Here is a 22210-nt window from a genome sequence, read left to right on the forward strand (position 1 = left end):
GTCACGAGGGAATGCCCATGCAAGTCCATGAAGCGATAGCCGCCGCACTGCTCGAGCACGACGTTGACACAGTCTTCGGTCTGATGGGCGATGCCAACATGCTGTACCTGACCAGCTACCAAAAGCAGGGCGGGCGATTCGTGGGTGCCGCACACGAAGGTAACTCGGTCGGCATGGCAGATGCTTATGCCCGCCTGACGGGGAAGACCGGCGTCGCGTCGGTGACGCACGGCCCCGCCCTGACCAATACTCTTACGTCGCTAGTCGAGGCGGTTCGAAGCCGTAGCAACGTACTTCTCATCACCGGCGATACGCCGCCCGAACCGACGTACTTCCAGCAGGTCGATATCGCGGCGGTCGCGGCCGCGGCGGGTGCCGGCTACGAGAAGGTGTACCGGCCGAAGACTTTGGTGCGAGATCTCAACCGGGCGTTGCAGCGGGTCACCTCCGAACAACGCGCGATCGTGCTGGACATACCGATCTCGATGATGCAGGCCGACGTCGGAGATCAGGCGGTAGCCGGCCGGGCCGTGGCGCCGGCCCTCGGTACGCCGGATCAGGACGCGTTGGAGCGCGCCGTCGGGCTTGCGCTGAGCGCTAACCGACCGGTCGTGCTCGCCGGCCGCGGTGCCGTCGACTCGGGCGCGCGTGACGAGCTTGTCGCGCTCGCCGAGAAGCTCGGTGCGCCGCTCGCGACGACCTTGCTCGGCAAGGACTACTTCGCCGGCCAACCGCAAAACCTTGGCATCTACGGCAACCTTTCGCACAGTGTCGCCTCCGGCGCAATCGGAGAGGCCGACTGTGTGCTCGTCTTCGGTGCCAGCCTCAATGCGTATACGTCGCATGGTGGGTCGCTGTTTGCGGGCAAGAAGGTCGTCCATGTCGACGCGGACCCGGGGCGGTTCGGTTGGTACACGCCGGTGACCGAGCCGATCGCGGCGGACGCCCGACTGACCGCGGCGGCGATGAACGCGCTGATCGACGAGGCCGGCCACAAGCCCAACACCGGATGGGTCTCCGGCCTGCAGAAAGCGCTCGCCGAGTACTCGCCCCGGGACGCATTCAAGGACCGCTCGGGCGTGGACACCGTCGACATCCGTACGGCGATGATCCGGCTCAACGAGTTGTTGCCGGCGAAACACAACCTCGTCACCGACATCGGCCGGTTCGTGCTCGGCGCGTGGCCCTACCTGCATGTGGCGGATCCGGCCGACTTCACCACGATGGGCGCATTCGGGTCGATCGGTCTTGGCATGGGCGGCGCGGTTGGCGTGGCGGTCGCCAAGCCGGACCAGCCGACCGTGGCGGTGTTCGGCGACGGCGGTTTCATGATGAACCTCGCCGACTTCACCACCGCGATCCGGGAGAAGCTCAACATCCTGTTCGTCGTACTCAATGACGGTGCGTACGGCGCCGAGCACTACAAGTTGCGCGACTACGGCGTAGACCCGGACTACTCGCTGACGACCTGGCCCGAACTTGCGCCGATGGCGGAGGCGATGGGGGCGCGTGCAGCGACGATCCGCAAGATCGAGGAGTTTGACGCCGTACCGGACCTGCTGGCCGCAGGTGAGGGTCCGTGCCTCATCGACGTACGTCTAGACCCCAATCTCAACATTCTCGACGAACAGTAACGCCAGGTCAGGGCGATGTTCGCTATCGGCGTAGCGACGAAACAGGCACAGTGGAACACCAGCCCGCGGATTACACGTTTAATGGGTTACTCGCAACACTGCGCACTGTCCCGTCGGCGGTCCAAGCCAGATCCGGCGCCGAAGACGGTATAAGGAGTTAATTCATGTTTGAACGGTTCACCGACCGGGCCCGGCGGGTCGTCGTGCTCGCGCAAGAAGAAGCCCGCATGCTGTCGCATAACTACATCGGTACCGAGCACGTCCTGCTTGGCTTGATCCACGAAGGTGAAGGCGTCGCGGCGAAGGCTCTCGAGTCGATGAACATCTCGCTCGAGGCCGTCCGTCAGCAGGTCGAGGAGATCATCGGCGAGGGCCAGCAGGCTCCTGCCGGTCACATCCCGTTCACGCCGCGGGCCAAGAAGGTCCTCGAATACTCCCTGCGTGAGGCGCTCCAGCTCGGCCACACCTACATCGGCACCGAGCACATTCTGCTCGGCCTGATCCGCGAAGGTGAAGGTGTCGCGGCGCAGGTCCTGGTCAAGCTCGGCGCGGAGCTCAACCGGGTTCGCACCCAGGTCATCCAGCTGCTGCAGGGCTACCAGGGCAAGGAAACGGCCACTGCCGGTGGCCCGGCAGAAGGTTCGCCGTCCACGTCGCTCGTGCTCGACCAGTTCGGCCGCAACCTGACGCAGGCCGCCCGCGAAGGCAAGCTCGACCCCGTCATCGGTCGCGAGAAGGAAATCGAACGCGTGATGCAGGTGCTCTCGCGGCGCACCAAAAACAACCCGGTGCTCATCGGGGAGCCCGGCGTCGGCAAGACCGCCGTCGTCGAAGGACTCGCTCAGGCGATCGTGCGCAACGACGTACCCGAGACGATCAAGGACAAGCACCTTTACACCCTTGACCTCGGCGCGCTCGTCGCCGGCAGCCGTTATCGCGGCGACTTCGAAGAGCGTCTCAAGAAGGTGCTCAAGGAGATCAAGACCCGCGGCGACATCATCCTGTTCATCGACGAGATCCACACCCTCGTCGGAGCCGGTGCCGCCGAAGGCGCGATCGACGCTGCGAGCATCCTCAAGCCGATGCTCGCACGCGGCGAGCTCCAGACCATCGGTGCGACGACTCTCGACGAATACCGCAAGCACCTCGAAAAGGACGCCGCGCTCGAACGTCGCTTCCAGCCCATCCAGGTTGGCGAGCCGTCGCTCACGCACACGATCGAGATCCTCAAGGGGTTGCGCGACCGTTATGAGGCGCACCACCGCATCTCGATCACCGATGATGCCCTGGTCGCGGCGGCAACCCTGGCCGACCGCTACATCAGCGACCGGTTCCTGCCGGACAAGGCAATCGACCTCATCGACGAGGCGGGCGCTCGGATGCGCATCCAGCGGATGACCGCGCCGCCAGACCTGCGCGAGTTCGACGAGAAGATCGCCGAGGCACGTCGCGACAAGGAATCGGCGATCGACGCGCAGGACTTCGAGCGCGCCGCGTCACTGCGCGACGACGAGCGGCGGCTGCAGGAGCAGCGCGCGAAGCGTGAAGAGCAGTGGAAGGCCGGTGACATGGATGTCATCACCGAGGTCGGCGAAGAGGAGATCGCGGAGGTCCTGGCCAACTGGACCGGCATCCCCGTCTTCAAGCTGACCGAGGAGGAGACGACTCGGCTGCTGCGCATGGAAGATGAGATGCACAAGACGATCATCGGCCAGAACGACGCCATCAAGTCGGTGTCCCAGGCGATTCGTCGTACCCGCGCCGGGCTGAAGGACCCCAAGCGTCCCGGTGGCTCGTTCATCTTCGCCGGTCCGTCCGGTGTCGGCAAGACCGAGACCGCCAAGGCGCTCGCCGGCTTCCTGTTCGGTGACCCCGATTCGTTGATCCAGATCGACATGTCGGAGTTCCACGATCGCTACACCGTCTCGCGGCTGGTCGGTGCCCCTCCCGGGTACGTCGGCTACGACGAGGGTGGCCAGCTGACCGAGAAGGTACGCCGCAAGCCGTTCTCCGTCGTACTGTTCGACGAGATCGAGAAGGCGCACCCGGACGTGTTCAACACGCTGTTGCAGGTGCTGGAAGACGGCCGGCTCACCGACGGTCAGGGGCGCGTCGTGGACTTCAAGAACACCGTGTTGATCTTGACGACCAACCTCGGCACCAAAGACATCGCCAAGGCTGTCGGGCTGGGCTTCCAGTCGGGCAACGATGACGAGTCCAACTACGACCGCATGAAGCTGAAGGTGCACGACGAGCTGAAGAAGAACTTCCGTCCGGAGTTCCTCAACCGCATCGACGACACTGTCGTCTTCCATCAGCTGACCCAGGACGAAATCGTCCAGATGGTCGACTTGATGATCGACCGGGTCGGCGAGCAGCTCGCCGCGAAGGACATGAAGGTCGAGCTCAGCGACGCGGCCAAAAACCTTCTGGCGCGTCGTGGCTTCGACCCGGTTCTCGGCGCTCGTCCGCTACGTCGGACGATCCAGCGGGAGATCGAGGACTCGCTTTCGGAGAAGATCCTGTACGGCGAGATCAACGCCGGGCAGGTCATCCACGTCGACGTCATCGATCCGGATGGCAAGCCGGTCGACGTCGAGTCGATCATCGCGCCCAACGCGGATCTGGTGAAGATGCACTTCTCGTTCCGTGGTGAGGCCAAGCCGGTGGCTGCGGTGGCCGCCGGTACCTCGACGGACGAGTCGGCAGCCGTCAACGAGTAGTAGCCGCTTCTAGTCACGTCAAAGTTCCCCTTGTATCGCCATCATCGGCGAGACAAGGGGAACTTTCTTGCGACAAGGGCGCGGACCCGACGGCGACCGGTCGAGTAGCCCATCAGTGCGCCGGCTCAGGCAAGCCCGGCGACCTTCCGGGCAAAGCCCTCAAGGTGCTCTCGTAAACGCGCGATCCGAGTCTCGATGAACTGTTCCGGATCGTCGCCTCCCTCCATCGGCGTCGGCTGACGGCGCACAAACCGCGAGCAGTCAAAGTCCGAATGGATCAGGGTGGCGACCGTATCGCCTTTACGCCCGGCGGCGCCAGCGAGTTTAGCGGAGAACATGCCGACCTCGGAGGTCTCTTTGATGTCCTCGCACCAAACGCACATTGCGCGCTTGCCGATATTCGATTGCGTCGATGTCAGGATGAATCCGACCACCCGCTCGCGCGCCGGGGCCACGACGAATGAGCGCCGCCTGTCACGAGGGTCCGACCAGGCGAGGAGATCCAGGTTGTCCCAATCGCAGGTGTCAAGGTCGTTCGGGAGCGGCAGTTGAGCGACTTCGCGACGCGAGGCATTGACGAATGAATTTCGTATTTGTTTTTCGGTGAGTTCTTGCACGATGTTGTCCTTAGGGATGAATGGACGAAGCCACCGCGATGTCTATGAGCTATCTCTATAGAAAAAGACCTAGTGGCACCGTCAACGTCACAATTTGATTGGCGACACCGTTTGTCCTGCAGGCCCTCATGGCCGCACCTCCTCTTCCGGAGTGACCATGGTGGTACTCCCTCAACCGGGGTGCCACCTTACGCCGCGTATTGCGGTTGTCCGCGGCCCACTCACCGGCGCAGCTGTGCACTTGGTGTGCGCACCGTTGGCCGGGCTCAGTCTGGCAGCGCGAACAGCCCGTTTTCGTCGATGACGGCGAGCCCGTCGCGCAGCAGACCGTCCAGGGCGCGCTCGCGCTGGTCGGCGTCCTGCCAGACGACGTCGAGATCGGCCTTCGTGACGGCGCGCTCGTTGTCGCGCAGCACATCCATGAGCAGGCCGCGCACCTGCCGGTCGGTGCCGGCGAACTTCTGCACGCGTTTAGGTTTCCCGTCGTACGCCGGCCGACCGGCCGCGACCCAGGCGCAGTCGGTCCGCAACGGGCATCGTTCACACACCGGGTTGGTCGCCGTGCAGAGCAGGGCGCCGAGTTCCATAAGCCCAATAGACATGCGGGCGGCGCGCTGCGGCGTACTCGGTAAGAGCGAGTCGGTCAGTGCAAAGTCCGCCTTGGTGGTCGACTGGCCTGCCTCCGCGGCGCCAAGAACGGCTCGATGTACGACGCGCCGTACGTTTGTGTCGACGACCGCGATCCGTTGCCCGTAAGCAAAAGAGGCGATCGCGGCAGCCGTGTAGTCGCCGACACCCGGCAGCGCCTTCAGGTCATCGACGTCGCGAGGCACGACGCCCCCGTGGTCGGCAACAATGGCTCCGGCGGCGGCGTGCAGGCGTAAGGCACGTCGCGGATAACCGAGCTTGCCCCACATGCGGACCGCCTCACCGACCGACTCCGCGGCGAGGTCAGCCGGAGCCGGCCACTTCACCATCCACGCCTCGAACACCGGAAGCACTCGGTTGACCGGCGTCTGCTGGAGCATGAACTCGCTGACCATCACCGCCCACGGGTCGACGTCGACTCCGCGCCATGGCAGGTCGCGGGCATTGACGTCGTACCAGTCGATAATCCGTTCGGCAAGAAGGTGGGCGCCGATCGCCGACTGCGTCGCATTTCGTGGCATGCCCATCTGACTCATTCTGCCAAAGTGTCTGACCGGCTCCGGTAACGTGCGGGCCATGAGCATCAAATCGACCCTGAAGCGAGTGCTGGGACGTGGTGGCAACGCGCCACGACAGCGCGCGGACGAGCACCACAAACCATTGACCGGTGCGAGCCCGCGGCCGCCCAAGGAGACCATCGCGATCAGCGAGGCAAGGCCGCAGATCGCCTATGCGCCGGAGAAGGACGGGGACGCGGATCCGGGCGAGGTCGTCTGGACCTGGGTGCCTTATGAGGAAGATGCGAGCCAGGGCAAGGACCGTCCAGTTGTCGTCATCGGCCGGATCGGCGCCGACGTCGCGGCGCTGATGCTCACGACCAAACGGCACGATACGCCGACGTACTTCTCTATCGGCAACGGTCCGTGGGACTCGTCCGGTCGGCCGAGTTGGGTGCGCCTGGACCGGGTGTTACGCCTGGAGCCCGATCAGATCAGGCGTGAGGGCGCCGTACTGGACCGGACCAGGTTTGACCAGGTTGTCGGTGCGTTTGCGCACGGTGGCCGATGAGCGAACCGTCGAGCGTGCCCGTCGAGGGGGAGACGTTCAGCGGGAATGACTGGTACGCCGAGGAACTTGACCGCAAGGAATACACCAACTGCGAGTTTTTCGACATCGACCTGACCGAGTCGATCGTGCGGGGCTGCACCTTCACTGACTGCCATTTCGCTAACGTGCGGTTCAACGCGAGCAAGCAGACCGCATCGGCGTACGTCGGATGCTCGTTCGTCGCGTGCAACTTCTTCGACACCACGTTCACCGGCTGCAAGCTCACCGGAAGCTCGTTCCGGGACTGCACGCTTCGTCCGATGCAGGTAAACGGCGGCGACTGGTCATTCGTCGGGCTTTCCGGAGCCGACCTTTCGGGCGATCGGTTTGAGGAAGTGCGGATGCGTGAGGCGGATCTGGGACACGCGAAATGCGCGAAAAGCCGGTTCCTGGACGTGGATCTTGCCGGCGCCACAATTGAGGGTGCGGACTTCGCGAAGGCGGACCTGCGGGGGAGTGCGCTGCCGGAGTTTGACCCGCCAACGGTTGGCCTTGACGGGACAGTGGTCCTGCCAGAACAGGCGATCTTTATCGCCCAGTTGTTCGGCGTACAGATCGCCGAGCGGATGATCGAACGCTGACCGCCTGCATGTGAGTCAAAGTCGAGGCCGTACGGCGTTTTGACAACGAATGCGGCCCGACACCGTCTAGTTTTCGATTGTGCTATCTCCGGTTGGACCGCTGCAACCGGCCGTGTACTGGCGTCGACGCGCCATTGCGCTGGCCGGTCTGATCGTCGCGCTCGCCCTGATTTTCTGGGGAGCCGCCCAGATCGGCTTCGCCGGATCTGGGACACCGGCCAGCGCCGCGGCGTCGGCCGCGTCCTCCTCGTCATCGACTGCTTCATCGACTGCTTCGTCGGAACCGTCAGTGTCGGGATCCGCAGCGGCGAGTGGTGGTCCGGCTTCTCCGGCCGATTCCGCCGTTCCTTCGGCCTCGGCGATATCGTCAGGGGCCGACGCGCCAGCCGGATCCGCTGCGCCCACCGCTCCAGGACCGCAAACTGCGGCGCCACCGCCGGCCGCGCCGGTCGCTTGCACACCCGACCAGCTCGAGGTGCAGGTCGCGACCGACAAGCCGGCCTACGTCGCCGGTGACAAGCCTCGGCTGATCCTGAGCGTGGTCAACAAGTCGACCGTCCCGTGCATCCGCGATCTCAACGCCGCCGGTCAGGAACTGCTGATCTTCGACGCGGCAGGCGGGCGGCTCTGGTCCAGCAATGACTGTTATCCAGAAAGCAGTAACGACACCAGGACGCTAGCTGCCGGACAGAAGGTCGACTACACCGTGATCTGGTCGGGGAAGGTGTCGGAGCCGACCTGCACGGCGCCCCGTCCACTGCTTGGCCCCGGCACCTACGCCGTGCAGGCCGTCCAGGGCGGAATCCAAAGCGCACCAGGGCAAATCGTCCTGCAGTAGTTTCGTTTGCTTCAACGAGCAGATCGCCTCGGCACCCTTGACAAACAATAAAATGACAGTCACTATCAAAAACAAGCGACATTCAAAAACTAGTGACTGTGAGTATTCTGATGCTGTCCAGCCCCAACGCCCGTTGGTGGGCTATGGCCGCCACCGCCATGAGCTTGCTCGTCGTCGGACTCGATATGACGGTGCTCAACGTGGCCTTGCCGGACATAGCCGTCGTCCTGCACGCGACCAACTCCGACCTGCAGTGGTTCGCCGATGCGTATTTACTGGTACTCGGCGCGCTCCTGCTGCCGGCCGGCATGCTCGGTGACCGGTATGGACGCAAACGTCTCACGCTGGGCGCGCTTGTCGTCTTCGGCGCCGGCTCGCTCTGGTGCGCGTACGCCGGTTCTCCGGCCGCCCTGATAGCCGCGCGGACCCTGCTAGGGGTTGGTGCCGCCGTGCTCATCCCGCTTGCGATGTCGTCGGTGGTTGTGCTTTTCGAACCAGAAGAGCGTCAGAAGGCGATCATGGTGCTCGGCGCCTCCACGATGATCGGGCTGCCACTGGGTCCGATCGTGGCCGGAGCGCTGCTACAACACTTCTGGTGGGGTTCGGTCTTCCTGATCAACGTGCCGGTCGTCTTGCTGGCGCTCATCGCGGTCTGGCTATTTCTTCCCGAAAGCACCTCTGGCGAAGGATCCCGCCGGTTCGACCTTGCCGGTATCGGGCTGTCGTCGGCGGGTTTGCTCGGCTTCACCTTCGGCATGATCGAGGGCCCGGCTCGTGGCTGGTCGGACGGCGTCGTGGTCGGCTCGCTCATCATCGGCATCGCATTGCTCGTGGCCTTCTTCGTCTGGGAGCGTCGCGTGCAGGGGGTCGAGCCGGTCTTTGACGCCCGGTTGTGGAGCGATCGGTCATTCCGGTGGGGCAGTATCGGCGCGACGGTTGCGAGCCTGGCGTTCTTCGGGCTGATGTTCGTCGTACCGCAGTATCTGCGCGCCGTGCTTGGCGCCGACGCGCTCGGCACCGGGCTGCGCACGCTCCCCATGGTTGCCGGACTCATCGCCGGTATGCGCGGAAGTATGAAGCTGACCGACAGGTTCGGTGGGCGGATCGTGGGTGCCGCCGGCTTCGCGGTGACCGCCGTTGGGCTGTTTCTCGGTACGACGACGCGACTCGGCGACGGCTACCTGCTGACCGCAATCTGGACCGCGATCGTGGGAATAGGGTTCGGCGCGGCGCTGTTCAGCGCGCAGAACGCGGCATTGCAGACGCTGCCCAAGGCCCGCGCAGGCGCAGGTTCGGCACTTATTCAGACACTGCGTCAAGTCGGCAGCGTCATCGGGATCGCCGGTCTGGGCGCGGTACTCAACGGTGTCTATCGGTCGCACGTGCAGGTCGCCGGGCTGCCGGCGACCGCGGCGCACGCGGTCCGGGACAACGTCGCATCGGGCGTCGCCGCCGGACAGGGCATCGGCTCGTCCGCGCTTGTGGACTCCGTGCGTAGCGCATTCGTCAGCGGGATGAGCGCGACTCTCTGGATCTCCTGTGGTGTCGCGATCCTAGGCGCCGTACTCACGTTGCTTTTCCTCCCGGACGGCAAGGACCGCACTATCGACAACGGCGGGGGTGCTCAGGCCCCCGGCCCGGATGTAGCACAATCGATAGATGCCAGTGACACCCGCGAAGCCCACCCCGCCGCCGGCTGAGCCCCCGGTGCTTGGGCTGCGTGAGCGAAAGAAGGCCAAGACTAAGGCTGCGATCCAGCAGCATGCGTTGAAGCTGTTCCGCGAGCGTGGGTACGCCGAGACCACAATCGAGCAGATCGCCGCGGCAGCCGAGGTGTCGCCGAGTACGTTCTTCCGCTACTACCCGACTAAGGAAGACGTCGTACTGACGGAGTTTATGGATAGCGAGACGTTTCGTCTGATGGTGGAGGCGCCGGCGGACTTGTCGCCGCTGCAGGCGGTTGCATACGCGATAGGGCAGACGTTCGGAAACATGCCCGACGAGGAACTCCAGCTCGAGTTCACTCGCAACGAGCTCATCCAGTCCGTCCCGGAACTGCGCCGGGGAATGCTCGCGGAAATCACTCGCCCGATCGAACTGCTCACCGAGGCGATCGCGATCCGGCTGGATCGCCCGCTGGACGATCCAGACCTGCGGCTCTATGCCGGCGCGGCCATCGGCGGATTGATGATGCTGACCCGGCGCACCGCCGAGATGGGCATCCCCGAGATGATGCGGTCGCTCCGTGACGGCATCGAACGCTTGGAGCGCATGCTTACCCTCGGACCGGTCTAACCCGGCCCTGTTACGGGGTCGTCGGCAGCGCTAGACGTAACGCTCGAGGATGCTGGTCTCGGCCAGACGGGACAGACTCTCACGGATGCCCCGGCCGCGCGTCTCGCCCACGCCCTCGACGTTCTGCAGCTCCTCGATCGACGCTGCCAACAGCTTCTGAAGGCTCTCGAAGTGGTCCACCAGACGATCGATGACCTGGGCCGGCAGCCGGGGGACCCGGGCCAACAGCCGGTAACCACGCGGGCTGATCGCGGTGTCGAGTGAGTCATTTCCGATTGGCAGCCCGATAATTCGCGCGAACTGCACCAGGTCGAGAAGCTCGATGGCGTTGAGCTCGCTGAGTTCGTCGAGCACTTCTTCGACGCTCTTGGCGTTCTTGCCCATCTCGAGATAGTCACGCAAGATCAGCTCGCGATCATCGACCACGCCGGCCATCAGCTCCTCGTGCTGCAGCGCGATCAGCCGGCCGTCGGTGCCCAGCTCGCTGACGTAACCGGCGATCTCGGCGGAGATCCGGCTGACCATCTCCAAGCGCTGGCTCACCGCGACCGCATCGCGCACGGTGACCAGATCCTCGATCTCGAGCGCGGCCAGGGTGCCGGCGACCTCGTCGAGACGGCGTTTGTACTTCTCAAGGGTGGCGAGGGCCTGATTGGCGCGGCCCTGGATGACCGTGGGGTGGTCTACCTGGTGGCGTTCGTCGCCGAGATAGACACTGATTGCGTTCATCGACTGGCTGACGGCGATGACCGGGAATCCGGTCTCTCGGGCGACCCGTTGCGCCGTACGGTGCCGAGTGCCCGACTCGTCGGTCGGGATGGCGGCGTTGGGCATCAGGTGCACGCCCGCGCGGATGATCCGGGTGCCGTCGGTGGCCAGCACGATGGCGCCGTCCATTTTGGACAGTTCGCGCAGCCGGGTCGCCGAAAACTCGACGTCGAGCGGGAAACCACCGGTGCAGATCGATTCGACGGTCTTGTTCCAGCCGATCACGACGAGCGCCCCGGTCCGGCCTCTGAGGGTGCGTTCGAGGCCTTCACGCAGCGCAGTGCCAGGGGCTAGGGATGCGAGAAATGGGCGCAGCAAGTGAATTCCTTAAACGACAGCACGAACGCGGCAATCGTATAGGCAAATCGGCCGCGTACTCCGTTAGGCACGATAACGGTACGGCGACAGGCCATCGTGCGGCTCTAGCTAACTAGGCGGGCGGCGAGTAGCGCAGAGTGCAGATCGCGGGCCTCGGTGACCTGGATACCGGCCGCCTTGAGCTGGCGAGCCTTGAGTCCGGAGTCTGGCGGCACGATCGCTTTGCGAAAGCCCATCCGCCTTGCCTCGGCAATGCGTCGCGACAGTCCGCGTACCCGGCGCAGGTCGCCCGCCAGCCCGACTTCGCCGATCGCGACCAGGTCGACGGGGAGCGCGATGTCGAGCTCGGCCGATGCGATTGCCAGCGCGAGGGAGAGGTCCGCCGCAGGCTCGGTGATTTTTACTCCGCCGACCGTCGCGCAGAACACGTCCTTGGTGGCGAGGCTGAGCGTTGCGTGCTTGCTGAGGACCGCGAGCACCATCGCGACCCGTGCCGAGTCCAGCCCGCTCACCGCTCGTCGTGGCGTCGCCAGCGGCGAGGGCGTGACCAGAGACTGCACTTCGGCCGGGATTGGTCGGCGTCCCTCGACGGTGATGGTGATGCAGGTGCCGGGCACGGCGTTTTCGCGTTTGGTCAGAAATAGTCCCGAGGGGTCCGGCAGTCCGACGATGCCGTCGTCGACCATCTCGAAACAGCCGACCTCATCGGCCGGGCCGTATCGGTTTTTGACCGCTCGAATCAGCCGGAGAGTTGAGTGCTGCTCGCCCTCGAAATGCAGTACGACGTCGACGAGGTGCTCAAGCAGCCGTGGACCGGCGATCTGCCCGTCCTTGGTTACGTGCCCGACGATGATAGTGGCGATCCCGCGTTCTTTGGCCAGCGCGATCAGACCGGCTGCGACGGCGCGGATCTGAGTCATCCCGCCTGCCGTGCCCTCTGCCGCCGGCGAGGCGATCGTTTGGATCGAGTCAACGACCAGCAGCCCGGGTTTGACCGCATCGACATGACCGATCAACGCCGCGAGATCAGTCTCCGCGGCGAGGTAGAGGTCGGCGGCGAGGTTGCCGGTACGTTCGGCCCGCAGCCTAACCTGCGCCGCGGACTCCTCGCCGGTGACCACGAGCGCAGGGCTGCCGCGGTCGGCGTACTTGCTGGCCACATCCAGCAACAGGGTCGACTTGCCGACGCCGGGTTCACCGGCGACGAGTACGACCGAGCCCGGCACCAGACCGCCGCCGAGGACCCGGTCGAGCTCGTCGACGCCGGTAGGGCGGGCGCGTGCGGCGAGTATGTCGACCTCGCCGATCCGTTGAGCCGGCGCCGTGACCGCGCCGGCCGAGACAGAACGCAGCGCGACCGCGCCACCGCCGGACTCCTCGATCGTGCCCCAGGCCTGGCACTCCGGGCACCGGCCGAACCACTTGGCCGTGAGGTTGCCGCAGTCGGAGCACTTGAAGCTTGCCCGGGTTTTTGCACTCATAGCCACATCATTGCTGATCGGGCAGACAAAAACGCTGCGTCCACATGCGGTGGAGGCAGCGTTTCTGTGATTGCTAGCTGAAGGCAGTCGATTAGTCGACCTCGCCCTGGTTCTCCTTGGGGTGCAGGTCGATCTTGTCGCTGTTGACCTTCGGCGCCTCAGTGATCGGCACGCCGATCGGCATGCTCATTTTGAGGTCGCCAGCGTCCTTGAAGGTGAGTACGACCTTGATGTACTGCGCGGGGTAGAACTTGCCCGCGGCATCCGCGGTAATCGTGTTGTCCTCGCCTATTGAGGTAATGCCCTGCTCGGCGATCGTGATCGTGGAAGCGAGTCCCGCGCCGGTGGACTCCGCGTTGCGCGGAGCGCTCGATGCGCTGGGACCCTCGAGCTTGGCGTCGACGCCGTCGATGGTCGCCGCGGTCAGTTGGTCCTCGGCCCCGTCATTGGCGATCTGCATTTCGAGGTACATCGTCGAGCCCTTGCTGAAGTAGTGACCCGACGTGGGCGGGCTAACTTCGGCAGCGCGGACATGCAGGTTGCCCAGATCAGCGGTCGTCCCGGGCACTTCGGAACGCTGGTCGGCGGTCTGAGTGATCTGGCCGGCGCTACAGCCGGCGAGCATCATCGTTGCGGCTATCGGCAGCGCCACGGCGGCGAATGCCTTTCGGCGTGGCCGGCGTGCTGGCGTGCTCGTCTTTACAGAAGCCGTCTGGCTCACGATCTTCCTCCTGCGTTCTCGCGCGTCGGGTTACCCCGACGTACCTGCGTTACAGACTAGTGCGCCGGTTGTGCAGGCTCGTCGGCGCCTCGCCGTTGCGGTAGGACGCCGCTTGTTAGGGCCGCGAATTTCATTACTTAGGCGAGGTAACAGTTTCGTCGATTCCGCACCTTAATGCACGTGAGCCAATGATTGTCAAACTGGCAACTTACGTAAAAACATGCTTTGACCTGCATCTTCGTATTCCCGGGCGATTTCAGTAAGCCCGATAAGCGTGTTAGAATTGACATAACCCGTAAGGAGAAAACACCACATGGATTTCAATATCGGCGAGACCGTCGTGTACCCCCATCACGGCGCGGCGCTCATTGAGGCGATCGAACAACGCACGATCAAGGGTGAAGAGAAAACCTATCTGGTTCTAAAAGTTGCGCAAGGTGACCTAACGGTCCGGGTGCCTGCGGACAACGCTGAAATTGTCGGCGTACGCGACGTTGTCGGGCAAGAGGGCCTCGACAAGGTCTTTGAAGTTCTGCGCGCGCCGCACACCGAAGAGCCGACCAACTGGTCGCGCCGATACAAAGCAAATGTGGAGAAACTCGCCTCGGGCGACGTCAACAAGGTCGCCGAGGTCGTCCGTGACCTGTGGCGTCGCGACAAGGAGCGCGGCCTCTCCGCTGGCGAGAAGCGGATGCTGTCCAAGGCCCGTCAGATTCTGGTCTCCGAGCTTGCGTTGGCTGAGGGAACCAATGAGGATAAGGCCGAGACACTTCTCGACGAAGTTCTCGCTTCCTAAGTTCGGCCGCGCTGATGCACTGGCATGACCTGCGCCTAATCGTGCTAGCCGATGACCTCGGTGCCACATCGATCGCCCGTCCGCTTCATGCGGCGGGCGATCTTTTGTCTCTGGCCGACGACGCGATCGTGGCCGTCGTGCCGGCCGGCACCGATCCGCCGCACGTCGATAATTCGGACCCATCAGTGGTCTTTGTGTCGATGTCTCCGATGACCGAGACGGTCAAAGAGGTACGCGGTGCGCAGATCCTGCACACGATCGACCGCGAGACGCTTTATGTCGCGTCGTTCCCGATCGTCACCTCCGGCGTGGTGCTGTCCGCTGCGGCCGGCTCGAGCCCGGCGCCGGACCAGCTGATAGAGATCCTTATTTCTGGTCGATGGCCAGTGCGTTCGCTCGCGCAAGATCGTCCTTGAACGTCACCTTGAGATTGCGGTCGTCCCCAAGTACGCCGACGATTTTCTCATCGTCACCGCAGACGCGTTCGACGTACGACGATGTGTCGGTGCCGACAAATCCTTCGCGCCGCGCCTCGTCATAGGCACGCAGCAGCAACCGCGCGTCGAAGGCCTGCGGTGTCTGTGCCCTGACCAGGCTCAGATGTCCGAGTGTGCGTACGTCGTCGTCGGCAAGCTGGATGAGCGGCGGTGACGCCAGGACTGGGATCGCCCCCACGATGCCGTTCTTGCCGCCAACGGCGTGAATAACCCGGTTGATCAGGTGATGGTCGACCAACGGGCGAGCGCCGTCGTGGATCGCAACGAGACCGATGGTGCCGGACTCTATCCGCGTACGTAGGTGTTCGAGCGCGGCGCGTTCGGAGTCCGGCCGCTCGGCGCCGCCCTCGATGACGGCTATCGACTCATCGACCTTCTGCGCCACAAGCCTCAGGTCGGCCAGATCGTCGCGGTTGCCGATCACTACGACCTCGTCAATGTCCGGATGTCCGGCGAACGCCTCGATGGCCCAGGCGATGATCGGCCGCCCGTGAAGGTCGTGCAGCACTTTATTGCGTTGGGCGCCCATCCGCCGTCCGCGACCGCCGGCCAACACGATTGCCACACGATGTCGAATAGTCTCCACGATCCAGACACTAACCGGTGTCGACGTCGTGGTGGCGAACCCTTCTGCGCCGTAGCCGGCGTTGTGTAAAGGTTGGGGCATGAGTATTCCGCGGATCGGCACTGGCACCGACGTACATCCGGTGGAGAAGGGCCGTCCCTGTCACCTCGCCGGCCTGCAGTGGGACGACGTCGACGGCTGTGCGGGTCATTCGGACGGCGATGTGGCGGCGCATGCACTTTGCGATGCGCTGCTGAGTGCCGCCGGGCTCGGCGACGTAGGTGCGGTGTTCGGTGTCGATGACCCTCGTTGGGAAGGCGTCAGCGGTCGCGAGATGCTCGTCGAGGTCGTTCGTCTGCTCGCCGAGAATGGCTACGTCGTAGGCAATGCCGCCGTGCAAGTGATCGGCAACCGGCCCAAGATTGGACCGCGGCGCGAGGAAGCGCAGCAGGCACTTGGTGACGCGGTGGGAGCGCCGGTCGCGGTGTCCGGCACCACCACAGACGGACTTGGCCTGACCGGTAGGGGACAAGGAATCGCGGCCACCGCCGTCGCGTTGATCATCGCCGCGTCGTAACGCTCGGCGGGCCGGCGAAGTTTGCGAGTGCGCCGCTCCTATGCCGCTCGCTCCTCCTATACAGTCGGAGAAAGTTGCTTGATCCGGTGAAATCTCACCCGCGATCCGTCATAAGAGGAGTGTCGAATGTCAGAGTCCGTGTTGGTGGAAGTTACAGATGGCGTCGGTGTCATCACGCTCAACCGTCCCGAAGCGAAGAACGCGCTCAACCTCGATGTGGCCACCAGGGTCGCCGAAGCCGTCGACAAGTTTGAGGCGGACGACGCCGTCATCGCGATCATCATCACCGGCGCCGGCAACACGTTCTGCGCCGGAATGGACCTCAAGGCATTCACCCGTGGCGAACGTCCGTCGATTGAGGGCCGCGGCCTGGCCGGGATCACCGAGGCGCCCCCGCAGAAGCCGCTGATCGCCGCTGTCGAGGGCTACGCGCTCGCCGGTGGCTGCGAGCTTGCGCTCGCCGCGGATATCATCGTGGCGGCCAAGACAGCCTTCTTCGGGATCCCCGAGGTCACCCGCGGGCTCGTCGCCGCTGCGGGCGGCGTGCTGCGCCTGGCCAAGACCATGCCGTACGGCGCGGCCATGGAGCTCGCGCTCACGGGCGACCGGATCCCTGCTGAGCGCGCTCAGCAGCTCGGCATCGTCACCCGCCTGACCGAGGACGGCAAGGCGCTCGACGGTGCACTGGAGCTCGCGAAGCGAATCGCGCAGAACGCGCCGATGTCGGTCAAGGTCAGCAAGCAGCTCGTCGCCCGGTCGATCAACTGGACCGACAAGGAGCTGATCGAGTGGCAGAAGGGCGTGCTTGGCCCGGTCATGACCAGCGAGGACGCCATCGAAGGCGCGACCGCGTTTGCCGAGAAGCGTGCGCCTGTCTGGAAGGGCCGCTAACCCTCACGTCCCGCGATCCGTCGCGTATGTCTCGCGATCCGTCGCGTATGTCCGGCGATCCGTCACGTATGTCTCGCGATCCGTCGATCCGTCACCCCGTGATGCGAGCGGTGGATACGTCGAACCGCATGTCTGAAAGCCGAAGCCCGACGGACGGACAAAAGCCGAAGCCCGGCGGAAGGACATTGTCCTTCCGCCGGGCTTCGACGTGAGAATTGCTTCTAGAGAATGCGGACCGGCAGCTGACGCGGGCCGCGGATCTGGCCGACACTCCATTCGACGGTGTCTGCGTCGACGAGCTCGAAGTCGTTGAACCGGGCGAGGAACTCCTCGACCGCGATCCGTAGCTCAAGACGGGCCAGGTTGGACCCCAGGCAGCGATGGATGCCGAGCCCGAACGCCGAGTGCCTGTTGACTTCGCGGTCGATGATGACCTCGTCGGCGCGGTCGAACGCCTTGGGGTCACGGTTGGCGGCCGGGAAGGGCAGCAGCACCCACTCGTCGGTTTTCATCGGGCAGCCGTTGAACTCGTGGTCCTTGGCGACCAGCCGGGCCATCGTGACCGGTGCATAGGCCCGCAGCAACTCCTCGATCGCGAACGGCACGACGTCAGGGTCGTTGATCATCCGCTTGCGATCGTCCGGGTTTTGGGCGAGATGCCAGAGCGACGATCCGATTGCGCTCCACGTGGTGTCGATGCCGGCGATCAGCAGCAGCACCACCGATCCGCGTACGTGCTCATGGCTCAGCGGCTGACCGTTGAGCTCGGCATTGAGGAGGTAGCTGATCATGTCGTCGCGCGGGTTGGCGCGATGATCCTCGATCTGGATGTCGAGGTAGTCCTGAAGCCGTTCGGTGGCGCCGCGGCGTTCTTCTTCGGTGCCGCCGATTCCTTCAATCGAGTCGTGCACGAACTTGCGGAACAAGTCATCGTCGTTCGGCGGCAGTCCGAGCATGCGTGCGATAACCGTCACGGGAATGAACTGCGCGTACTGTTTCGCGGCATCAATGATCGTCGTACCCGGCTCGATTTCGCCCATGGCGTCAAGACGTTGCCGGCACAGCTTGCGTACTTCGTCTTCCCATCCGGCCATGGCTTGCGGCCGGAACAGCGGCAGCAGTAGCCGGCGGGCCAACTTGTGGAACGGCGGATCACTGGTGATTGGTGGGGCGCCGCCGATCCCGGGTGGGTCATCGGCGCGAAGCGGGCTCACGATGACCTGGCGGCTGGTGTAGTTTTCGGTGTCGTAGGCGATGTCTCGGACTGCCTGATGGTCGACCGGCAGCCAGACGCCGCCGTAGCGCTCGGTGTGCGCGACCGGGCATTTCTCGCGCATGTCCTCCCAGATTTCATGGACATCGCGGTTGTAGTCGGGGTTGGCATGATCGAAGTCTGAGTGCCAGTCCGTGACCGGATCCACGGATATCTCAGACTGATAGGACTGCGGTTGAGCGGTCATTCGTCTTCCTCGATCGATATCGCGAATTCAGGACAGTTGGCGACGGCCAACCGTGCCTTGTCCTGTAACTCTGGTGGGACGTTGTCGACGCGGGCCGTTGACTGGCCGAAATCGTCAATCTCAAATAGCTCAGGGGCCAGCGCGTAACAGCGGTTGTGGCCTTGGCACAGGTCTGGGTCAACACTCACTCTCATTAACGGACAGTAACCCCTGTGCCCGACAACACACAAGAGCTTTTGGTCAATCGACCGATAAGTAGCGGAATTGGAGTCTGCCGTAAGTGATTTCAGGCCTCGCGCATCAATCCAGACTCGTACGCCGTGATCACAATTTGCACCCGGTCGCGCAGGTCGAGTTTGCGCAAGATGCTGCGCACGTGTGTCTTAACGGTGGTTTCGGACAAAAACAGTGCGCCGGCGATTTCCTGGTTGGACTGCCCGGTCGCGATCGCCCGGAACACGTCGGTCTCGCGCTCCGTGAGCGCGGCGAGCACGTCGTCTCGCCGGGTCGACTCGGCGTCGGCGGCGACCAGCCGGTCGAGCAACCGCTTCGTAGTCGACGGCGCGATCACCGCGTCGCCGCTGTGGACGTGGCGTATTGCCTCGACGATGTCCTCTCCGCGGGACTCTTTTAGCAAGAACCCGCTGGCACCGGCCTTCAGCGCGGCGAGCGCGTTCTTGTCGATGTCGAAAGTCGTGAGTACGAGGACCTTGGGCGGCGTCGGCAGTGCTTGCAGGTGCGCGGTTGCCGTGACCCCGTCCATCCGAGGCATGCGCACGTCCATGACGACGACGTCGACGCGAGTCGCGCGGAGCTTCTCCAACGCCTGCTGCCCGTCGGCTGCCTCGACGGCCACGTGCATGTCGTCCTGGGAGTCGATGATCATCTTGACGCCGGTGCGGATGAGCTCCTGGTCGTCGACGATGGCGACCCTAATCGGTACGGCGTTGTCACTCATGGAGACTCCCGCGGGGTTCGTGCGTCGTAAGGGATCGTGCAGGACAGCTCGAAACCGGTCGCCCGAGCCGGAATCGCTAGCGTGCCGCCGACGGCTGCGAGTCGTTCGCGCAGCCCGATCAGGCCGACGCCGTGTTCGCCTGGAAGCGCCCCGACGCCGTCGTCGACGATGGCGATCTGTACCGCATCCGATCGCCAGTCCACGCTGACTGCGGCCTGTGCGTCCCGGCCGGCGTGTTTCACCACGTTCGTAATCGCTTCTTGTACGACGCGGTACGCCGTCAGTCCGCTGCCCGCTGGAAGTGGGCACGGCGTACCTGAGGCCTGCAGGGTGACGTCAAGACCTGCTTCGCGCGCTCGCGCGACCAACGCCTCGATGTCGCCCGCGCCCGGTTGCGGACGCCGCTCGTTGGCAGCATCACCCTCGGGGTCGCGTAGCAACCCGACCATGGAGCGCATGTCGGCCAGCGCCGTGCGGCCAGTGGCGGAGATCGTCTCGAAGACGTCTGCGGACTGCGGGTCGCGGCTCTTCGCGCCCATGCGGCCGCCCTCGGCCTGCGCGATCACCACCGCGAGGGAGTGCGAGATGACATCGTGCAGCTCGCGCGCGATCCGGGTGCGTTCGGCGGCGACGACCTCGGCGGCTTCGCGCCGGCGGTCCTGCTCGGCGCGCCGGTTTTTCGACTCGAGCTCGGCGACGTATGCCGTACGAGTACGACGCAGCCGACCCAAGGCCCAAGTGCCGAAGACCGCGATGAACAACGTCGCGATGACCAGTGGCAGCCCGGCCGATTCGGCGAGGATCGTCGACCGGGCCGCGACTATCAGTTGAACGGCGACTATCACCGCGCCGACGAGCGCTATGAGGAGTGCCGCGCTCGCGGTACGTCGCCCGCGGACGGCGGCGATGCTGTAAAGCAGCACGAAAAAGACGATCGAGTTGGGTAGATAGACCGCCGGGACCTCGATGCCCCCGGAGGAGATGCTCGGACCCAAGGCCAACGCGCCCATGACGATCGCGCCGACGAGGTACGCCGCCTCAGGCTGGGCGCGGCGCAGCGCCACGCAGACGTGCAGGATGCCCACCGCGACGTACAGGAACACCTGCGCGGCGTGGCTCGCTGCGGCGTCACCGATGACGCTGGCCGCCATCGGTACAAGGATGACGGCGTACATCGTGGCGATGGCGATGTCGACCGGCAACGGGTGCGCTTCGAGCCAGTCGTGCGCCGACGAGGTACGCCGCGTGGACACGGCGTACCTGTCGGATGTCTGAGGCGCGGTCATCACGTCGTACCCTACGGGGCGATTACGGGGTACGGCGGTCGTCTACGGCCGCCAGCAAGTGTTCCTGGCGCTCGTCGTGCGCGGCGCGACGCCGGCGTTCGCGGTAAGCGAGGGCTGCGGTCGCCAGCGCCGCACCCCACAGCGGCCAGAACATCTCCGGCAGCCACGCGGCGACTTGGGACGCGGCACCGTTTGGTGCGAGGGCGAGGTCCCCGGACAGCGCGCCGCGGACGATGAAGATTCCGGCCGAGCTGACCAGCAGGCTCACGATGAGAGCGGAGTTGACCGCTAGCCCGACCGGCACGGGCCTGCCGCGCAGACCCAGCATCCACCGCGGGAAAATCGTTCCCCAGCGTTGGACCAAGCCAAGGGTCAGAATGGCGCCGACGATGGCGAACAGGCCGAGGCCGAGACCGATGTTGGTGATCTGGTCGATCTCCTTGAGAAAGCTCTCCGAAATCCCGAGTGGGATGCCGAGTGCCCACGCGATGCGGGTCACGGCGTACCCCACCGGTATCGCGGCGGCGATGTACGCCGCCACCCGGCCGACAAGGAGCAAACGGGGCGTGGAGATCCGGGTCCGCGTCTTGGGCCACGAGCGCACGGCTAGCACCGTAAAGCACAGTCCGGCGAGTACGCCGGCGGCGAGGATGACGGTGCTTCCGGTCCAGACCTGACCGAAGATCGACAGCGATTCTGTGCCGCTGATGACCATGACGAGCATGACGGGGAGGTAGCCGACTGCCGCGAGAACGCGGTAGTCGGGGATGACGTAGATCAGCATGACAGGCAGCAGCAGGGTCGTGACCGCGAGCGTGCGGCTGCGGGGGGCCACGCGCAGGACATGCGGTGCGCTGAGCGCCAGACCGGCGATCGCGATGCCGAGCAGGATGACCTGCGCCGTCGCGGGTGTGGTCGTGTCTAGTAACGAGGCGCCGGGGCCGTGGAACGGGAAACTCAGGACTCCGGTCAGCCAGAGGATGCTGAGTGCGCCGAGGAGCACTGACCAGACCAGCGCGAGCCACGCCGGCGTTTTCTTTCGGGGTCCGGCGGTAGCTAGCGCGTTTTGGGCTGGCCGGGGCGGTGTGAGTGTGCCTCCGGCAGGTGTGCTTCTGGTGGGCACGTTTTTGATGAGCATGTTTTTGGTAGGCATGGAGATGGCCTCATTGGGATCGGCGTTGCTGATACCCACATGCTCTGTCGGCCCACCGGCCGCAGACATCCTTCTTGGCGGCTGACTACCTAGTCCTTATGGACGAGTTCGTCGCGATCGCGCTTCGGTGCGAATTGTGCGGAGTGCGCCTCGAGCGCCATCCGTTCGCGCATATGCGGATAGTGCAGCTCGAACGCGGGCCGTTCGGACCGGATCCGCGGCAGGCTCAGGAAGTTGTGCCGTGGCGGTGGACTGGTAGTCGCCCACTCCAGCGAGTTGCCGAAGCCCCACGGGTC

At 64.6% G+C, this 22210-nt stretch carries 24 protein-coding genes; 11 read left to right on the forward strand and 13 right to left on the reverse strand.

Annotated elements, in window-relative coordinates; genetic code table 11:
• Positions 1–17 precede the first annotated feature (17 nt).
• Together CLV47_RS06295 and CLV47_RS06300 are read left to right on the forward strand one after the other, a co-directional pair.
• Positions 18–1634 (forward strand): thiamine pyrophosphate-binding protein, encoded by a 1617-nt coding sequence (locus CLV47_RS06295; RefSeq protein ID WP_170110978.1) that lies wholly within the window; start codon positions 18–20, stop codon positions 1632–1634.
• Positions 1635–1798: 164 nt separating this feature from the next.
• Positions 1799–4357, forward strand: coding sequence for an ATP-dependent Clp protease ATP-binding subunit (locus CLV47_RS06300; RefSeq protein ID WP_106348145.1), 2559 nt, complete (start codon positions 1799–1801; stop codon positions 4355–4357).
• Between the two features lie 125 nt (positions 4358–4482).
• Here CLV47_RS06300 and CLV47_RS06305 read toward each other — a convergent pair whose 3' ends face one another.
• Positions 4483–4974 (reverse strand): FBP domain-containing protein, encoded by a 492-nt coding sequence (locus CLV47_RS06305; RefSeq protein ID WP_170110979.1) that lies wholly within the window; start codon positions 4972–4974, stop codon positions 4483–4485.
• Positions 4975–5240: 266 nt separating this feature from the next.
• Positions 5241–6143, reverse strand: coding sequence for an HhH-GPD family protein (locus CLV47_RS06310; RefSeq protein WP_202862423.1), 903 nt, complete (start codon positions 6141–6143; stop codon positions 5241–5243).
• Between the two features lie 55 nt (positions 6144–6198).
• On the opposite strand from CLV47_RS06310, the gene CLV47_RS06315 reads away from it, so the two are divergent.
• Both CLV47_RS06315 and CLV47_RS06320 read left to right on the forward strand, forming a co-directional pair.
• On the forward strand, positions 6199–6690 hold the full coding sequence (locus CLV47_RS06315) for a type II toxin-antitoxin system PemK/MazF family toxin (RefSeq protein ID WP_106348147.1): 492 nt from the start codon (positions 6199–6201) through the stop codon (positions 6688–6690).
• A complete protein-coding gene (locus tag CLV47_RS06320; RefSeq protein ID WP_106348148.1) occupies positions 6687–7310 on the forward strand; it encodes a pentapeptide repeat-containing protein in 624 nt (207 codons plus the stop codon). The genes CLV47_RS06315 and CLV47_RS06320 overlap by 4 nt, the downstream gene beginning before the upstream one ends.
• 66 nt (positions 7311–7376) lie before the next feature.
• Here CLV47_RS06320 and CLV47_RS22435 read toward each other — a convergent pair whose 3' ends face one another.
• Entirely contained in the window at positions 7377–7769 is a 393-nt protein-coding gene (locus tag CLV47_RS22435) for a hypothetical protein (protein ID WP_106348149.1), read from the reverse strand.
• Positions 7770–7785: 16 nt separating this feature from the next.
• Between CLV47_RS22435 and CLV47_RS22440 the strand changes: the two genes are divergently transcribed.
• From CLV47_RS22440 to CLV47_RS06340, 3 genes are all read left to right on the forward strand, one after another.
• Entirely contained in the window at positions 7786–8148 is a 363-nt protein-coding gene (locus tag CLV47_RS22440; RefSeq protein WP_106348150.1) for a hypothetical protein, read from the forward strand.
• A gap of 98 nt (positions 8149–8246) precedes the next feature.
• Complete coding sequence (locus CLV47_RS06335; RefSeq protein ID WP_202862425.1) at positions 8247–9848, forward strand: MFS transporter; 1602 nt, start codon at positions 8247–8249, stop codon at positions 9846–9848.
• Positions 9808–10443, forward strand: a complete 636-nt coding sequence (locus tag CLV47_RS06340) for a TetR family transcriptional regulator (protein ID WP_106348151.1) — start codon at positions 9808–9810, stop codon at positions 10441–10443. Before CLV47_RS06335 ends, CLV47_RS06340 begins: the two co-directional genes overlap by 41 nt.
• Before the next feature lie 30 nt (positions 10444–10473).
• On the opposite strand, the gene disA is transcribed toward CLV47_RS06340, so the two are convergent.
• The 3 genes from disA to CLV47_RS06355 all read right to left on the reverse strand — a co-directional run bounded on the left by disA (position 10474) and on the right by CLV47_RS06355 (position 13731).
• Positions 10474–11529 carry a DNA integrity scanning diadenylate cyclase DisA gene (disA, locus tag CLV47_RS06345; RefSeq protein WP_238145254.1) on the reverse strand — a complete coding sequence of 352 codons (1056 nt, stop codon included), beginning with the start codon at positions 11527–11529 and terminating at the stop codon, positions 10474–10476.
• 104 nt (positions 11530–11633) lie between these two features.
• Complete coding sequence (gene radA / locus CLV47_RS06350; protein ID WP_106348153.1) at positions 11634–13010, reverse strand: DNA repair protein RadA; 1377 nt, start codon at positions 13008–13010, stop codon at positions 11634–11636.
• Positions 13011–13101: 91 nt separating this feature from the next.
• Complete coding sequence (locus tag CLV47_RS06355) at positions 13102–13731, reverse strand: hypothetical protein (RefSeq protein ID WP_146135300.1); 630 nt, start codon at positions 13729–13731, stop codon at positions 13102–13104.
• A 313-nt stretch (positions 13732–14044) separates the two neighbouring features.
• On the opposite strand from CLV47_RS06355, the gene CLV47_RS06360 reads away from it, so the two are divergent.
• Both CLV47_RS06360 and CLV47_RS06365 read left to right on the forward strand, forming a co-directional pair.
• Complete coding sequence (locus tag CLV47_RS06360) at positions 14045–14527, forward strand: CarD family transcriptional regulator (protein WP_106348155.1); 483 nt, start codon at positions 14045–14047, stop codon at positions 14525–14527.
• Positions 14528–14541: 14 nt separating this feature from the next.
• Positions 14542–14943: a hypothetical protein gene (locus CLV47_RS06365; protein WP_106348156.1), complete on the forward strand. Its 402-nt coding sequence runs from the start codon at positions 14542–14544 to the stop codon at positions 14941–14943.
• Here the strand turns inward: CLV47_RS06365 and CLV47_RS06370 are convergent.
• The gene (locus CLV47_RS06370; RefSeq protein WP_106348157.1) at positions 14894–15691 is read right to left on the reverse strand and encodes an IspD/TarI family cytidylyltransferase; all 798 of its coding nucleotides are present in this window, start codon (positions 15689–15691) and stop codon (positions 14894–14896) included. The two genes, CLV47_RS06365 and CLV47_RS06370, sit on opposite strands and share 50 nt — an antisense overlap.
• Between CLV47_RS06370 and ispF the strand changes: the two genes are divergently transcribed.
• Positions 15690–16166: a 2-C-methyl-D-erythritol 2,4-cyclodiphosphate synthase gene (gene ispF / locus CLV47_RS06375; protein ID WP_106348158.1), complete on the forward strand. Its 477-nt coding sequence runs from the start codon at positions 15690–15692 to the stop codon at positions 16164–16166. The two genes, CLV47_RS06370 and ispF, sit on opposite strands and share 2 nt — an antisense overlap.
• Before the next feature lie 126 nt (positions 16167–16292).
• Positions 16293–17057: a crotonase/enoyl-CoA hydratase family protein gene (locus CLV47_RS06380; protein WP_106348159.1), complete on the forward strand. Its 765-nt coding sequence runs from the start codon at positions 16293–16295 to the stop codon at positions 17055–17057.
• A gap of 221 nt (positions 17058–17278) precedes the next feature.
• Here CLV47_RS06380 and CLV47_RS06385 read toward each other — a convergent pair whose 3' ends face one another.
• The 6 genes from CLV47_RS06385 to CLV47_RS06410 all read right to left on the reverse strand — a co-directional run.
• Positions 17279–18517, reverse strand: coding sequence for a cytochrome P450 (locus CLV47_RS06385; RefSeq protein ID WP_106348160.1), 1239 nt, complete (start codon positions 18515–18517; stop codon positions 17279–17281).
• Positions 18514–18711 carry a ferredoxin gene (locus tag CLV47_RS06390; RefSeq protein WP_106348161.1) on the reverse strand — a complete coding sequence of 66 codons (198 nt, stop codon included), beginning with the start codon at positions 18709–18711 and terminating at the stop codon, positions 18514–18516. Before CLV47_RS06390 ends, CLV47_RS06385 begins: the two co-directional genes overlap by 4 nt.
• 92 nt (positions 18712–18803) lie before the next feature.
• Positions 18804–19475, reverse strand: a complete 672-nt coding sequence (locus CLV47_RS06395) for a response regulator (protein WP_106348162.1) — start codon at positions 19473–19475, stop codon at positions 18804–18806.
• A complete protein-coding gene (locus CLV47_RS06400; protein WP_106348163.1) occupies positions 19472–20761 on the reverse strand; it encodes a sensor histidine kinase in 1290 nt (429 codons plus the stop codon). Before CLV47_RS06400 ends, CLV47_RS06395 begins: the two co-directional genes overlap by 4 nt.
• Positions 20762–20783: 22 nt before the next feature.
• A complete protein-coding gene (locus CLV47_RS06405) occupies positions 20784–21914 on the reverse strand; it encodes a hypothetical protein (RefSeq protein ID WP_146135301.1) in 1131 nt (376 codons plus the stop codon).
• Between the two features lie 89 nt (positions 21915–22003).
• On the reverse strand, positions 22004–22210 hold a 207-nt coding region (locus tag CLV47_RS06410; RefSeq protein WP_202862426.1), incomplete at its 5' end, for a hypothetical protein.

It is taken from the genome of Antricoccus suffuscus, from assembly GCF_003003235.1.
GTDB classification, from domain to species: domain Bacteria; phylum Actinomycetota; class Actinomycetes; order Mycobacteriales; family Antricoccaceae; genus Antricoccus; species Antricoccus suffuscus.

Excerpts from the sequence above, each read along its gene's own strand:
- CLV47_RS06295 (WP_170110978.1), top strand. The coding sequence starts at position 18 with ATGCAAGTCCATGAAGCGATAGCCGCCGCACTGCTCGAGCACGACGTT.
- CLV47_RS06300 (WP_106348145.1), top strand. The coding sequence starts at position 1,799 with ATGTTTGAACGGTTCACCGACCGGGCCCGGCGGGTCGTCGTGCTCGCG.
- CLV47_RS06310 (WP_202862423.1), bottom strand. The coding sequence starts at position 6,143 with ATGCCACGAAATGCGACGCAGTCGGCGATCGGCGCCCACCTTCTTGCC.
- CLV47_RS06315 (WP_106348147.1), top strand. The coding sequence starts at position 6,199 with ATGAGCATCAAATCGACCCTGAAGCGAGTGCTGGGACGTGGTGGCAAC.
- CLV47_RS06320 (WP_106348148.1), top strand. The coding sequence starts at position 6,687 with ATGAGCGAACCGTCGAGCGTGCCCGTCGAGGGGGAGACGTTCAGCGGG.
- CLV47_RS06340 (WP_106348151.1), top strand. The coding sequence starts at position 9,808 with ATGCCAGTGACACCCGCGAAGCCCACCCCGCCGCCGGCTGAGCCCCCG.
- radA (WP_106348153.1), bottom strand. The coding sequence starts at position 13,010 with ATGAGTGCAAAAACCCGGGCAAGCTTCAAGTGCTCCGACTGCGGCAAC.
- CLV47_RS06360 (WP_106348155.1), top strand. The coding sequence starts at position 14,045 with ATGGATTTCAATATCGGCGAGACCGTCGTGTACCCCCATCACGGCGCG.
- CLV47_RS06365 (WP_106348156.1), top strand. The coding sequence starts at position 14,542 with ATGCACTGGCATGACCTGCGCCTAATCGTGCTAGCCGATGACCTCGGT.
- ispF (WP_106348158.1), top strand. The coding sequence starts at position 15,690 with ATGAGTATTCCGCGGATCGGCACTGGCACCGACGTACATCCGGTGGAG.
- CLV47_RS06370 (WP_106348157.1), bottom strand. The coding sequence starts at position 15,691 with ATGCCCCAACCTTTACACAACGCCGGCTACGGCGCAGAAGGGTTCGCC.
- CLV47_RS06380 (WP_106348159.1), top strand. The coding sequence starts at position 16,293 with ATGTCAGAGTCCGTGTTGGTGGAAGTTACAGATGGCGTCGGTGTCATC.
- CLV47_RS06385 (WP_106348160.1), bottom strand. The coding sequence starts at position 18,517 with ATGACCGCTCAACCGCAGTCCTATCAGTCTGAGATATCCGTGGATCCG.
- CLV47_RS06390 (WP_106348161.1), bottom strand. The coding sequence starts at position 18,711 with ATGAGAGTGAGTGTTGACCCAGACCTGTGCCAAGGCCACAACCGCTGT.
- CLV47_RS06395 (WP_106348162.1), bottom strand. The coding sequence starts at position 19,475 with ATGAGTGACAACGCCGTACCGATTAGGGTCGCCATCGTCGACGACCAG.
- CLV47_RS06400 (WP_106348163.1), bottom strand. The coding sequence starts at position 20,761 with ATGACCGCGCCTCAGACATCCGACAGGTACGCCGTGTCCACGCGGCGT.
- CLV47_RS06405 (WP_146135301.1), bottom strand. The coding sequence starts at position 21,914 with ATGCCTACCAAAAACATGCTCATCAAAAACGTGCCCACCAGAAGCACA.